At 34.1% G+C, this 13,694-nt stretch carries 16 protein-coding genes; all 16 read left to right on the top strand.

Translation table 11 applies throughout. The features are described from left to right. Positions 1-4: 4 nt before the first annotated feature. The 16 genes from HYG85_RS06930 (at position 5) to HYG85_RS06855 (ending at position 13,683) form a co-directional block, all read left to right on the top strand. Positions 5-652: a propanediol/glycerol family dehydratase medium subunit gene (locus tag HYG85_RS06930; RefSeq protein WP_244971294.1), complete on the top strand. Its 648-nt coding sequence runs from the start codon at positions 5-7 to the stop codon at positions 650-652. Positions 653-674: 22 nt separating this feature from the next. After that, a complete protein-coding gene (locus tag HYG85_RS06925; protein WP_212692855.1) occupies positions 675-1,076 on the top strand; it encodes a diol dehydratase small subunit in 402 nt (133 codons plus the stop codon). 166 nt (positions 1,077-1,242) lie between these two features. After that, positions 1,243-3,066: a diol dehydratase reactivase subunit alpha gene (locus tag HYG85_RS06920; protein ID WP_212692854.1), complete on the top strand. Its 1,824-nt coding sequence runs from the start codon at positions 1,243-1,245 to the stop codon at positions 3,064-3,066. Positions 3,067-3,176: 110 nt separating this feature from the next. Next, positions 3,177-3,509 carry a glycerol dehydratase reactivase beta/small subunit family protein gene (locus HYG85_RS06915; RefSeq protein ID WP_212692853.1) on the top strand — a complete coding sequence of 111 codons (333 nt, stop codon included), beginning with the start codon at positions 3,177-3,179 and terminating at the stop codon, positions 3,507-3,509. A gap of 39 nt (positions 3,510-3,548) precedes the next feature. Continuing rightward, a complete protein-coding gene (locus HYG85_RS06910; RefSeq protein WP_212692852.1) occupies positions 3,549-4,520 on the top strand; it encodes a cob(I)yrinic acid a,c-diamide adenosyltransferase in 972 nt (323 codons plus the stop codon). 42 nt (positions 4,521-4,562) lie between these two features. Then, entirely contained in the window at positions 4,563-5,969 is a 1,407-nt protein-coding gene (locus HYG85_RS06905; RefSeq protein WP_276515026.1) for an aldehyde dehydrogenase family protein, read from the top strand. A gap of 28 nt (positions 5,970-5,997) precedes the next feature. Beyond that, positions 5,998-7,209, top strand: coding sequence for a zinc-dependent alcohol dehydrogenase (locus HYG85_RS06900; protein ID WP_212692851.1), 1,212 nt, complete (start codon positions 5,998-6,000; stop codon positions 7,207-7,209). 33 nt (positions 7,210-7,242) lie between these two features. Next, positions 7,243-7,554 (top strand): BMC domain-containing protein, encoded by a 312-nt coding sequence (locus HYG85_RS06895; RefSeq protein ID WP_113672247.1) that lies wholly within the window; start codon positions 7,243-7,245, stop codon positions 7,552-7,554. A 68-nt stretch (positions 7,555-7,622) separates the two neighbouring features. After that, positions 7,623-7,901 (top strand): BMC domain-containing protein, encoded by a 279-nt coding sequence (locus HYG85_RS06890; RefSeq protein ID WP_113672246.1) that lies wholly within the window; start codon positions 7,623-7,625, stop codon positions 7,899-7,901. 151 nt (positions 7,902-8,052) lie between these two features. After that, on the top strand, positions 8,053-8,352 hold the full coding sequence (locus tag HYG85_RS06885; RefSeq protein WP_330619236.1) for a BMC domain-containing protein: 300 nt from the start codon (positions 8,053-8,055) through the stop codon (positions 8,350-8,352). Positions 8,353-8,575: 223 nt separating this feature from the next. Next, on the top strand, positions 8,576-8,854 hold the full coding sequence (locus HYG85_RS06880; protein WP_113674441.1) for a BMC domain-containing protein: 279 nt from the start codon (positions 8,576-8,578) through the stop codon (positions 8,852-8,854). Between the two features lie 100 nt (positions 8,855-8,954). Beyond that, a complete protein-coding gene (pduL, locus tag HYG85_RS06875) occupies positions 8,955-9,584 on the top strand; it encodes a phosphate propanoyltransferase (protein WP_113672244.1) in 630 nt (209 codons plus the stop codon). A 237-nt stretch (positions 9,585-9,821) separates the two neighbouring features. Beyond that, positions 9,822-10,091 carry a EutN/CcmL family microcompartment protein gene (locus HYG85_RS06870; protein ID WP_113672243.1) on the top strand — a complete coding sequence of 90 codons (270 nt, stop codon included), beginning with the start codon at positions 9,822-9,824 and terminating at the stop codon, positions 10,089-10,091. Positions 10,092-10,101: 10 nt separating this feature from the next. Continuing rightward, complete coding sequence (locus tag HYG85_RS06865; RefSeq protein ID WP_212692850.1) at positions 10,102-10,650, top strand: BMC domain-containing protein; 549 nt, start codon at positions 10,102-10,104, stop codon at positions 10,648-10,650. A 648-nt stretch (positions 10,651-11,298) separates the two neighbouring features. Further along, a complete protein-coding gene (locus HYG85_RS06860; protein WP_212692849.1) occupies positions 11,299-12,183 on the top strand; it encodes a hypothetical protein in 885 nt (294 codons plus the stop codon). A 186-nt stretch (positions 12,184-12,369) separates the two neighbouring features. Further along, positions 12,370-13,683, top strand: coding sequence for an IS4 family transposase (locus HYG85_RS06855; protein ID WP_212691541.1), 1,314 nt, complete (start codon positions 12,370-12,372; stop codon positions 13,681-13,683). Positions 13,684-13,694 lie beyond the last annotated feature (11 nt).

Genomic DNA, 13,694 nt, shown 5'->3' with positions numbered 1-13,694 from the left:
AATAGTGGAATTAACTAATGAGCTTATTGAACAGATTACCAGATTAGTTGTAAAAGAACTTAACAAAAAAGCGCCTATAATAAATAAAGATGATTCAGATAACAAGCAATATGATTCTATTTTTCGGGATATACAGAAATCAAAGCGTGGAATGAATAGAAAAGAAGTGGTAATAGGTATTGGACCCGCTTTTGGAAATGTAATAAAGAAGACCATCAATGACTTGGAACATGTAAAAGTCATTAAGGAAATAATGGCTGGGATTGAAGAAGAAGGAATGTTACCTAGAGTAATTAGAGTTAATAAGACTTCAGATGTAGCTTTCATAGGTAAAGAGGCAGCTAATATGTCTGGATCAGGAGTATCAATAGGTATTCAATCAAAAGGAACAGCCATAATACACCAAAGAGACCTATATCCCCTTACTAATTTAGAATTATTCCCACAAGCACCACTTTTAACTTTGGATATATATAGGCAGATAGGAAAAAATGCTGCAAGATATGCAAAAGGAGTACAGGTCAAACCTATTGAAAGTAAGAATGATTTTACTGTACGTGCAAAGTATCAGGTAAAAGCGGCATTAATGCATACTAGAGAAACTGAATTTGTAGTAACTGCTAAAAACTCAGTGGATATTGGGTTGATCTAAAAGTTCTGTGATGGGGAAAGGAATGAAAGTCATGGTAAAATACCCCTTGCCTAAGGATAAAGTAAGAAGTTATACAGGTAAAAAATTGGATAGTATCAATATGGAAAGTGTTCTAGATGGGACTGTTACACCAGAAGATATAAAGATATCTAAAGAAACCTTGAAGATGCAAGGTGAAATAGCTTATAGTTCCGGGAAAAAACAACTTCAGCAGAACTTCAATAGAGCCAGTGAGCTGACTAAGGTTGAGGATGAGTTGATACTTGAAATATATGATAAGTTAAGACCTAATAGGGCTACGAAAAATGAATTGTTAGACTATGCAAATACTCTGGAAAATAAATATTCGGCTGTGATGTGTGCTGATTTTATTAGGGATGCGGTTAAGGTTTATGAGCGTAGAGGGATATTGAAAAAAGGTTAGATGGATTCATGGATAAGGGTCAGGGTAAAGTGTTACAATCACTTGCCTTACTCTGGGAAGCAATCGGTCTGCGTGATTGTAACACTTTACCCTTCGTCGGTATTGCAAGAAGAAGCTTTATGAGAAATATATTAACATTAATAACATTAATGAATAGGTGATTTTGATGAAGTATATTGCGGGGGTTGATATTGGTAATTCAACTACTGAAGTGTGTATTGGTTTGATAAATGATAGAGGGATGCTTAAGTTCTTAGCTAGTGCTAATGTAGAGACTACAGGTACTAAGGGCACTCCTAGTAATGTGGAGGGAATTAAGAATGCTTTGGTTATAGCTATGGATAGGGTGCATAAAAAGATGGGTGACCTGTCAGTTATAAGAATTAATGAAGCGGCTCCAGTTATCGGCGATACTGCTATGGAAACAATTACAGAAACAATTATCACAGAGTCAACTATGATAGGTCATAATCCTGATACACCAGCAGGTGCAGGGATAGGAACAGGGTATATTTATCCTGTGGAAGAGATTGATAAGTTGCCACATAATAGGTCATATATATGTTTGATATCAAATGATATGGGGTATGAGCAGGCGGCTGAGAAGATAAATAGATTGATGGAAGTTTATGAAATAAGTGCAGTTGTAGTTCAGGAAGATGAAGCGGTACTTATTTATAATAGATTGAATAAGAAGATTCCAATAGTGGATGAAGTAAAGTACATTGATAAGATTGAGATAGGTATGAAAGCCGCTGTGGAGGTGGCACCTGAGGGACATACCATTACTAGTTTATCCAATCCTTATGGTATAGCTTCAATATTTCAGTTAAGTGCTGAAGAAACGAGACATGTTGTTCCTATTGCCAAGAGCTTTGTTGGAAGCAGGTCAGCTATTTTTATTAGAACACCGAAAGGGTCTGTAAAGGAGCAATCTATAAAAGCTGGTGAGTTGACTATACATGGTGAGGAATCAGAAGAAAAAGTCAAAGTGGATTTAGGTGCTGATGAGATAATGAAGTCTTGTAATAAGGCGGCACCAATTGTTGATATAGATGGAGAATCAGGTACTAATATAGGAATTATGATAGATGGAATCAAGAAGAATATGCATGAGTTAACAGGTCAAGAAGGTACTGTTAAGATACAGGATATTCTAGCGGTGGATACGTTGATTCCAGTAGATGTCAAAGGTGCTTTGGCTGGAGAAGTTTCTATGGAAAATGCTGTAGGGATTGCGGCTATGGTTAAGACAGAACATCTGCCTATGGAAAAGATAGCTCGTAGATTACAGGATGAAACAGGTGTATACGTTAAGATAGCTGGTGTTGAAGCTGTTATGGCATCATTAGGTGCATGGACTACTCCCGGTACTGAATTACCTTTAGCTATTCTTGATCTTGGCGGAGGTTCAACAGATGCAGCTATATTAGATGAAAATGGACTAGTAAAATCTGTGCATCTTGCAGGAGCAGGACAGTTGATTACTCTATTGATTAATACTGAATTAGGACTTAATGATCTGGCTTTATGTGAACATATTAAAAGGAATCCTCTTGCAAAAGTAGAGAGTTTATTTCATATAAGGATGGAAAACAAGGAAATCAAGTTTTTTGATAAACCATTGTCTCCAAAGTTGTTTGGAAAAGTAGTGGTAATGGATGAAGAAAAGATGATTCCTATAAATAGTAGTATAACCATGGAAAAGATTGTGGATATCAGAAAATCAATAAAGAAAAAAGTATTTGTACAGAATGCAGTACGTGCATTGACTCAGATAGCACCTGATAATCAAATTAGAAATATACCTAATATAGTTTTGGTTGGAGGAAGTGCATTGGATTTTGAGATACCTGATCTGATTCTTAATGAATTATCCAAATATAAGATTGTTTCAGGTAGAGGAAATATCAGAAATTGCGAAGGACCAAGAAATGCAGTGGCTACAGGGTTGTTGATGTCCTATAAAGGTCAGGGTAAAGTGTTATAATCACTTGCCTTACTCTGAGAAGCGATCGGTCTGCGTGATTATAACACTTTACCCTTCGGTCATATGTGGCTGTAGTGTGGTGGATATTATTTTGATTATAAGGTGATTTGATGGAGCATAGAAGACCAGAGATACATGTGTGTTATTCTAGACAAAATAAAGAGTATGTAAAAGATATATTGGCTGGTATAGAAGAAGAGGGATTGTTTAGTTATTCCTATGAAACCAAGGACTGTGATGCTATAACAAGTGCTTATGAGGCTTCGGAAAGTTCGTTGTTGGGTGTTGGGATAAGTGTTGTGAATAGTCATATAGTTTTGCATGTTAGTAATCTTAAGGTGGGAGAGCCCCTTTTGAAGATTGATATAGCTGATAGGTCTAGCTTTAGAGTATTTGGTAATAATGCGGCTAGATATGTAAAAGGGATGCCTTTTAAATTATAGATTTTGATACTTTTTATTTTGTGATGAAAGGAAAATAGTATGAAAAACAGTAATCATGTGTTTACAAAAAGTGGAGACGGTGGATATACAAGATTATATGATGGTACATCTGTGGATAAAGATAATATATTCATAGATACCAATGGTAATTTTGATGAACTAATGTCCTATATTGGTCTTGTAAAAGCTGGTTTTGATGATGCAAATATAATTGAGCAGATAGAAAAGATACAGAATAGACTTATTTCTTTGATGGGTATTATAGCTGGACTAGAAGATAGAGAAGCTGGATTAGCAGAAGAGCTTTATTTATTAGAAAAATGGATTGTTGAATATGAGGGTAGATATCCTAAGCAAAAGAAATTCATTCTACCAGGAAAGACTGGATTATCGGCTCAGATTGATGTTGCAAGGACAATTTGCAGACGTGCTGAGAGAGGTTTGGTCAAGTCTTATAGAGAGAGACCCTTGGATAAAGATTATCTCAAATATGTTAACAGGTTGTCAGATTATCTATATGTGTTAGCAAGATATCAGGAGTTTAATCAAGTGATTATGGAAAAAGTTAAGGATGTACTAGGTAGCAATTCAAGTAAAGTAAAAGTGTCAGAAAAAGGTATTAATCTAGAACAGGCTAAAGAGCTTATAGAGAGAGTACAAGGCAGGGCTAAAGAGATAGGGTTGAATGTTGTTATAGCTGTAGTTAATAAAGAAGGTAATCCTATTGCAGTAAATGTGATGGATGATGCATATATAGCAAGTTATGATATTGCCCTTAATAAAGCTTTTACTTCTGTAAGTTTGAAGATGAGTACACAGGAACTTAGTAAGTTAGCACAGCCAAATGGTCCTTTATATGGTATACAAGATACTAATAATGGCAGGATTGTAATATTTGGTGGAGGAACTTTGCTGTTACATGATGGTGAGATCATTGGTGGTCTTGGTGTTAGTGGAGGAAGTGCTTTGGAAGATACCATGCTTGCTGATTATGGAGCGTCAGTAATATAAGACATTATAAGATACTTAAAATAAGGAAGGAGTGTGGATTAAGTGGTAAACAACGTTGATATTGAGTCTATTGTCAAGAGCGTTATTGCTAATATGAGTAACACGGGTACCACACAGGAGAGCAGCAATTCTTCATATGGTATTTTTGAGAATATGGAAGATGCTATCAATGCTAGTATCAAGACTCAAAGAAAAGTTAGACAATTACCTCTTGAATTTAGAGAAAAGATTATAGCGAACATAAGAAAGAAGACCATCCAGAATGCTGAGACAATGGCTGAGATGGGTGTAAAAGAAACTGGAATGGGTCGTGTGGGCGACAAAATATTAAAGCACAAATTAGTTGCTGAAAAAACACCTGGAACAGAGGATATCAAAACTGTTGCTTGGTCAGGAGATAGAGGACTTACTTTGGTTGAACAAGGACCATTTGGTGTTATAGGAGCAATTACTCCATCTACTAATTCAAGTGAAACTGTTATATGTAATACCATAGGAATGCTTTCAGGTGGTAATACAGTAGTGTTCAATCCACATCCAGGAGCCATAGGAGTTTCGAATTATGCTGTGGAACTAGTTAATAAAGCATCTGTAGAAGTTGGGGGACCTAATTATATAGCATGTTCCGTTAAGAAACCAACTCTTCAAAGTGCAGATACAATGTTTAAGCATAAGAGTATTGGACTTCTAGTTGCAACAGGAGGACCTGGAGTAGTGACAGCAGTTTTATCATCTGGTAAGAGAGCTATTGGAGCTGGAGCAGGTAATCCACCAGTAGTTGTTGATGAAACAGCTGATATTAAAAAAGCGGCTTATGACATATTTAACGGAGCAACTTTTGATAATAACTTACCATGTATAGCAGAAAAAGAAGTCGTAGTAGTGGAAGAGGTTGCAGATGAGTTGATTTATTACATGGAAGAAGCTGGAAGCTATAAGATTGAAGGCGATGAAATTGATAGATTGACTAATACAGTATTAATTGATAAAAACGGTAAGACTGTTCTTAATAGAAAGTATGTTGGAAAAGATGCTAGATATATACTAGATGCCATTGGAATTACAGTAGATGAAAATATCAAGTGTATCATATTTGAAGCAGATGAAAATCACCCATTGGTAATAGAAGAGCTTATGATGCCAATACTTGGAATTGTAAGAGTAATTGACGTAGATAAAGCTATTGATTTAGCAGTTGAGTTAGAACATGGTAATAGACATTCGGCTCATATGCATTCTAAGAATGTTGATAACCTAACCAAATATGGAAAATTGATTGATACAGCAATTTTTGTGAAAAATGCTCCTTCATATGCAGCATTAGGATTTGGTGGAGAAGGATATTGTACATTTACAATAGCAAGTAGAACAGGTGAAGGACTTACGTCAGCAAGTTCATTTACCAAGATAAGAAGATGCGTAATGGCAGAGAGTTTATGTATTAGATAAAAAATATCAAGAGAGGAGTTATTAGAAGATGGAAATAAATAATATTGATATTGAATCCATTGTAAAACAGGTAATAAGTGAAGTGGCTTGTAATGATAAAGGAACAAAAGTAGAAACTGTAGCAACTAATTCAGTTATACCAAAAACAGCCAAAGTAGCTATGTTGAAAAGTAAGAAAAACATTGAAGTACAAGAATTTGAAATACCTGAGATCAGTGATGATGAAATGCTTATCAGAGTTGAAGGTTGTGGTATCTGTGGTACTGATGTACATGAATACAAGAATGACCCATTCTCATTGATACCAGTTGTTCTAGGACATGAGGGAACTGGTGAAATAGTTAAGATAGGTAGAAATATTAACAGAGATACTGTAGGTAATCCTATAGGAATTGGGGATAAGATTGTGACCTGTACAATTCCTTGTGGAGAATGCGATAATTGCCTTACAATGCCTGATAGAGACAACTTATGTGAGAATTCAGGTATCTACGGACTTATTCCTGATGATGATAAGAAATTCAATGGATGGTTTGGCGAATACTTGATTATAAGAAATGGTTCTACATATTTTAAAGTAAATGATATGGATTTGAAAACAAGAATGCTTATTGAACCAGCAGCAGTTGCAGTTCATGCAGTAGAAAGAGCTAAGACAACAGGATTGCTTTCTTTCAATAGTAAAGTGCTTATTCAAGGTTGTGGACCTATCGGTTTGATGGTAATGGCTGTCATCCGTACTATGGGTGTTGAAAACATAATAGCAGTTGATGGAGATACTAAACGTCTTGATATGGCAAAAAGATTAGGTGCAAAACACACAGTTAATTTCAGACACTATAAAGATAGTGAACAATTGAAACTAAGAATAAAAGAGATTACTGGAATGGGTGCAGATTTTGCTTTCCAATGTACTGGTGTACCACAAGCGGCAGCTAACATATGGAGCTTTGTTAAACGTGGTGGAGGTTTATGTGAAGTTGGATTCTTCGTAGACAACGGTAACTGTTCAATCAACCCTCACTTTGATATATGTAACAAAGAAATCACTGCAGTAGGTTCATGGGTATATAAAGTATCAGATTATCCAATTACTCTAGATTTCTTGAGAAGAGCAAAAGGTATTGATTTACCTATTACTGACCTTATTACACATGAATATCCACTTGATAAACTTAATGAAGCAATGGATACCAATATGAAACAAGCTGGAATAAAGATAGCTTATGTCAATAAGTAAGATGACTCTTAGTAATATGAAAGGAATGTTTCTATGAATCAAGCAGTAGGACTTATAGAAGTTTTTGGATTAGTTGCAGGTTTTGTAGCAGCTGACGCAGCATGCAAAGCTGGTAATGTTACTATACAGTCATTTGATAAGAATAAACCTCTAAATGCTGATAAATTACCTGTTCCATTATTGGTATGTTTGAAAATCCGTGGTGGAATCGATGATGTAAAAGCAGCATTGGAAGCTGCTGAAATAGCAGCCAATAATCTTACTGGTGTATATTCAAAACATATGATAGCTAGACCAACTGAGGAAACAGAAAAAATGTTAGGACTTAATTGTTTAAAAGGTTAGATAGATTCAATGAGTAAACAAGAATATTAATCATAGAAAATAATAAATCAAAAAACAAGGAGGAAATTATTATGCAAGAAGCATTAGGTATGGTAGAAACAAGAGGATTGGTAGCAGCTATTGAAGCGGCTGACGCAATGGTAAAGGCAGCAGATGTTGTTTTAATAGGAACTGAGAAGATTGGTTCAGGACTTGTAAGTGTTATGGTAAGAGGAGATGTAGGAGCAGTTAAGGCAGCTACAGAAGTTGGTTCTTCTGCAGCATCAAGATTAGGTGAATTAGTGGCAGTTCATGTAATACCAAGACCACATACAGACATTGAAAAAATACTACCAAGTATTAATTAATATTGATTGATAACCCAGTCAAATATATTGGACTTGAGGGACCAACAAATTGGTTATGGTGTCAAAAGAATAATTTTAACTATATAGGGTAAGATTGCTTTTGACACTATGACATTAATTCGAGTTTGATATATAGAAAGGAAGAAAAATAGTGAAGGCTTTAGGCTTAGTTGAAATATCAGGATTAGTGCCTGCAATAAATGCATTAGATGGTATGTTGAAAACTGCTGATGTAGAATTTGTGACATGGGAAAAGAAATTAGGTGGAAGGCTTGTAACTATTATTGTGACAGGAACAGTCTCATCTGTCTCAGAAGCTGTTGACTATGTGGCAAATATGAGAGATATCAAGTTGGCAGCTCATGCAGTTATTCCCAGTCCTCATGAAGAATTGGATAAATTGATTGAAATGAGTACTGAGAAATATAAATACTTGAATGGTGGTGAATAAGCCAGAAGTTATGGAAAATGAAGAGAAAGTATTAGATAAAACAGTCGTTGTAGAAGAGGAAGAGTTAGTAGACAAACCTGAAGAAAAGAAAGAAAAGAAACCAGAAGAAAAGAAAACAAAGAATACTCGTAAGACTAGAAATACTAAGAAAAAAGCAGTTACAAAAGAAACTGAAAAACAAGAAATAAAATCTAAGAATATTATTAAAACCAATAAGGAGGAAATTAGAATGGAAGCTTTAGGAATGATAGAAACAAGAGGTTTAGTAGCAGCAATCGAGGCAGCAGATGCAATGGTGAAAGCAGCTAATGTTACATTAATAGGAACTGAAAAAATCGGTTCAGGACTTGTAAGTGTTATGGTAAGAGGAGATGTAGGAGCAGTAAAGGCTGCAACTGAAACTGGTTCAGAGGCTGCATCAAGATTAGGAGAATTAGTAGCAGTTCATGTAATACCAAGACCACATGGTGATGTAAGCAAAATTTTACCAAGCATAAAATAGTCTAGGTATAATTTTAATATCTGACAGAACTTGAATGATAGACTTGAGTATACAGTAAAACTTTCATAGGTTTTAAGAAAGTGAAAGGAATTGATGTAGCGTGGATCAATCAGCATTAGTTGATTTAATATCAAAAAAAGTGTTAGAACAAATTAACCAGACAAAAGGTGGTATTCCAGTAGGTGTGTCCGCTAGACATGTGCATCTAAGTAGAGAAGATGTTGATAGACTATTTGGAAAAGGTTATGAGCTTACACCTATCAAAGAGTTGATGGGCGGTCAATATGCAGCAAAAGAGACAGTAACGATTGTTGGAACGAAACTTAGACCTATTGAGAATGTTAGAGTACTTGGACCTATCCGTCCAAAGACTCAGGTTGAAGTATCTAAAACTGATGCTGTGAGACTTGGACTCAATCCTCCTGTAAAACCTTCTGGTGAACTTGATAATGCGGCACCAATTACCATAGTTGGACCTAAGGGTGCCATATCATTAGATAATGCCTGTATTATAGCGATGAGACATATACATATGTCACCTAAGGACGCTATAGATTATGGTGTAAAAGATAAACAAATTGTAAAAGTGAGAGTATCCAGTGACAGAGGTGGTATGTTGACTAACGTATTAGTTCGTGTTCATGATACATACACATTACAGATGCATATCGATACTGACGAGGCAAATGCTCTTAGTATCAAGTGTAATGATAGTGTTGAAATTGTATAAATAATATAATTTTCTAAGGAAATGACAGTGTACAATGTTATTTCCTTAGAAAAAAATGAGTCAGGGGTATAGTGTTATAATCACTTGCCTTACTCTGGGAAGCGATCGGTCTGCGTGATTATAACACTATACCCCTTCTTTTGTGGAAGACGGTAGTGAGTGTAGTTGTAGCTGGCGGATTCATGATATATATATGATTTAGAGTATGATAAATAGTCATAAGTAGGTGAATAGAAAATGATAGTTGGTAAGGTAATAGGTACATTGGTTTCAACTAGAAAATTGGATAATTTGGTTGGAAGCAAATTTCTGATTATTGAGAGTGCATCTAATATGGGGACAGACAAGAGAATAGTTGCAGTAGATCAAGTTGGTGCAGGTATCGGTGATTATGTTCTAGTGGCGTTGGGAAGTGCTGCAAGGATAGGGGCTACAAGAGAGGCATCTATTGATGCGGCAGTTGTTGGAATAATTGATGATGAAAATGATATATTATTGAAGTACTGAGGTGGTAATAATGGATTATGCTCTAGGTATGGTTGAATTTAAGAATATCGCCATGGGTATAACTGTAACGGATTTGATGGTAAAAGCTGCAAATGTTAGTATTGTTAAGTCGTTGATAGCATGTCCCGGAAAGTATATGGTAATTATACGTGGTAAATTAAGTGCAGTGAATGCGGCTATTGACAAGAGTAAAGAGTATGAAGAACTTGTGACAGATTATTTTATATTAGGTAATCCTCATGAGAGTATTTTTAATTCATTTGATGGTAAATACGAAATCAATAAAGATGAAGCAATGGGTATTATAGAAACTTCTAATGTGCCATGCCTTATTGAAGCTGCCGATATTATTGCTAAGACAGCAAGGTGTTACATATTGAAGATAAAGATGGCAAGAGAACTTGGCGGAAAAGCATTGGTATTATTTGCAGGTGAAGTAGCTGCTGTTGAAGCATCTTCAAAAGCTGCAATAAGATATGTAACTGAAAAAGACAAATTGATTAGTCATTCTATAATAGCAAGCCCTGATCCTATGATATGGGATGCTATCATTAAATAATATATATAGGTATGCAGGTCACTGGATTAGTTCAGTGGCTTTTTTTATTTGGTAGACTCACAAATACGTTTATGTTAAGATGCATCTTTAGCTATAAAATAATGGACTCACTCGTGAAAAAGGTCGTGCTGACCGTTTTAAATGTTACAAAAATATTCATTTTTGAAGTATAGGGTAATAAAGTAACATATAAAAAACTAGATTATATCAATGTTGTAGCGTTTTTTTGCGAGTTCATATAGTTTTGACTATATGAACTCACTTAAGTTGCATATAATTATATTTTTAAAATAAAATTAAATTAAGGTTGAAGTTATAAAATTAATTTGATATGATTTTTATTAGAGATAATAACAATGCAAAAAGGCGAGTATATCATGTTTAAGAATACAATTTAGCATTAGGGATATATTTATATCAAATTACATAAAAATGAAAATAGGTTAGTGTCAGCAAAATGCTAATTTTTAACGTTAAGCAATTTTGTGATGCTATCTTATATTGTCTTAGATTAAGTTTTGTTAAAATGCTGGTGATACCTTTTCTATTATCTAATATATTTATTTGAAAAAATGTGTTACTATTATGAGAAGAAAATGTATTTTCTGAAATGAAAATATAAAAAGATTTATTTGGAGGGACTAATTTATGAAAAAATTACTTTTACCATTATTAATTGTCTTATGTCTTTCGGGTTGTATGAAAAATACTCAAAAACAAGATGAATATAACGAAGATGAACTATTAGACGATTCAATTAATACAAGTACAGAAAAAACATCAGACAATTTAAAGAACCCAAGTATAGATCAAAAATCAGACTCAGCATATCCTATAATAAAAGACAATATACCTGAGCTAAATGATGCTATTTTAGAGATGATAATCTCTAATTATCTACTAACTTTTAGTAATGATTTTTCTTTTACACAAGATGATTATATTAATTTTAAAAAAGCATTTAATTACATTATAACTGGAGGTACATACCCTCTACAACCCTTTAGAGGAAAAGAACTTATAGCGCCGTATTATGATAGAGAATCACATAAATACATTCTGCCTATAGAAAAAATGAATAAGCTGATTTTAGAGAAAAAAGTAGATGCATCTTACTTTACTAAACTTCCTATTGTTAATGATACCTATATAGCTGGCTCCTCTTTTACTTCTATAAGACCAGAGCTTTATTCCTACTTCAATGAAGAGACATCTAGTATTACAGTTCCAGCAAAAATTATTGATGACTATATATTAAGTAAATTTAATACCATAATAGATCACTCAATAATAGAAGAATATGATGCAAACAGCGACACCTATACCTATACTCCATTCGTTGGGGGGCTTTATTCATCCCAAGAAATCGATGAGGTGGTCTTTCAGGATGAAATAGCACACATTACATTTACATTAAATGAAGAACCCGACGAAGAATTGCCTGCTACCCTTTATGATGGCACTTTTATAATAGAACTTGCAGATGGAGAGTATAAGTTTTTAGCTGGTGCTCTTATAAAGAAAAATGATTAATTATATTTTTAAAAAAAAGAGGCCTTTTAACGGCAATGTCATTTAGTTAAGGAATTTAAGGAGAGTTTTATACTTGAAATAGTATAAGGCTCTCTTTTTTTCTGTAAAATTTTATAAAACCCTTGACAAATTACTAAAAAAATGTGGCGAAGCCCCTTAAATATATGATTTTAAGGAGGTTTCGCTATGAATAACTTTGCTACAGACGTTAAAGATACTTTAATTAAGCTGATTCATGATATATCAAATGTTTCTTTTCTATTTTGTAAAAATTCAAATACAGATTTTACAAGAAATAGAAAATTAAATTTTGAGACTATGATTCATATGATGCTTACTATGGAAGGTGGCTCTCTATCCAAAGAAATGCTTGAATACTTTAATTTTTCCACAGATACAGCTACGGTTTCTGCCTTTAATCAACAGCGAAAAAAGATAATGCCTGCTGCTTTTGAATTCCTTTTTCATGAATTTAACGCTCTTTATTTAGGCACTAAGAAATATGAAGGATACAATCTCATTGCATGTGATGGATCAGATATTAACATTTCTAGAAATCCAAGTGATATAGATACCTACTTTCACTCAAAATCATTCGGTAAAGGGTTTAACCAACTCCATTTAAATGCATTCTATAATATCCTTGAAAGGCGATATACAGATGCTTTAATACAACCAGCCAGAAAGGAAAATGAATACCGTGCTATGGCAACTATGATAGATCGCTCAAATATTAATGACAAAACAATTATCATGGCTGATAGAGGTTATGAAAGTTACAATATTTTTGCACATGCTGAGAAAAAAGGTTGGAATTACTTAATCAGAGTTAAAGATAAAAATAGTAGCGGCATTGTTTCAGGTTTTAAGATTCCAGAAGAAGGCGAATTCGATATAACCATCAGTACAATTCTAACAAGAAAACAAACAAGACAGGTGAAAGAGAATAAAAATACTTATAAATTTCTTCCAAATAACTCAACTTTTGACTACTTAGACTTACATACCAAAAAGTTTTATCCTATGACATTGAGAATAGTGAGGGTAAAATTGGCTGAAGACAGTTATGAATGCTTAATTACCAATCTTAGCAAAGAACAGTTTCCACCCAAAAAATTGAAGGAGCTATATCATTTACGTTGGGGGATAGAAACGTCTTTTAGAGAACTAAAATATGCCATTGGACTTACTAACTTTCATGCTAAAAAGGTGGCTTATATCATCCAAGAAATATTTGCACGCATGATAATGTATAACTTTTGTGAGTTGATTACAACAAATGTAATTATAACCCAAAAAGACACAAAACATTTATATCAAGTAAATTACACAATGGCAATTCATATATGCAGATATTTTTTCAAAATCTTAAAGGATAAGAAGCCACCTGATGTTAGCAAACTCATACAAAAATATATTCTACCTATTAGATTGGAACGAAGCGACCCTCGCAAAGTCAAAGTCCAAAGCTCAATAAGTTTTTTGTACAGAGTTGCTTAATATAAAAATAA

The organism is Vallitalea guaymasensis, assembly GCF_018141425.1.
Lineage (GTDB): Bacteria > Bacillota > Clostridia > Lachnospirales > Vallitaleaceae > Vallitalea > Vallitalea guaymasensis.
Note: the sequence above shows the minus strand (reverse complement) of the source record. Positions and strands in the feature narration are given on the sequence as shown.

Bases quoted from the DNA above. Each gene is read 5' to 3' on its own strand.
- HYG85_RS06925 (WP_212692855.1), top strand. From the start codon at position 675: ATGAAAGTCATGGTAAAATACCCCTTGCCTAAGGATAAAGTAAGAAGT.
- HYG85_RS06920 (WP_212692854.1), top strand. From the start codon at position 1,243: ATGAAGTATATTGCGGGGGTTGATATTGGTAATTCAACTACTGAAGTG.
- HYG85_RS06915 (WP_212692853.1), top strand. From the start codon at position 3,177: ATGGAGCATAGAAGACCAGAGATACATGTGTGTTATTCTAGACAAAAT.
- HYG85_RS06910 (WP_212692852.1), top strand. From the start codon at position 3,549: ATGAAAAACAGTAATCATGTGTTTACAAAAAGTGGAGACGGTGGATAT.
- HYG85_RS06900 (WP_212692851.1), top strand. From the start codon at position 5,998: ATGGAAATAAATAATATTGATATTGAATCCATTGTAAAACAGGTAATA.
- HYG85_RS06895 (WP_113672247.1), top strand. From the start codon at position 7,243: ATGAATCAAGCAGTAGGACTTATAGAAGTTTTTGGATTAGTTGCAGGT.
- HYG85_RS06870 (WP_113672243.1), top strand. From the start codon at position 9,822: ATGATAGTTGGTAAGGTAATAGGTACATTGGTTTCAACTAGAAAATTG.
- HYG85_RS06865 (WP_212692850.1), top strand. From the start codon at position 10,102: ATGGATTATGCTCTAGGTATGGTTGAATTTAAGAATATCGCCATGGGT.
- HYG85_RS06860 (WP_212692849.1), top strand. From the start codon at position 11,299: ATGAAAAAATTACTTTTACCATTATTAATTGTCTTATGTCTTTCGGGT.
- HYG85_RS06855 (WP_212691541.1), top strand. From the start codon at position 12,370: ATGAATAACTTTGCTACAGACGTTAAAGATACTTTAATTAAGCTGATT.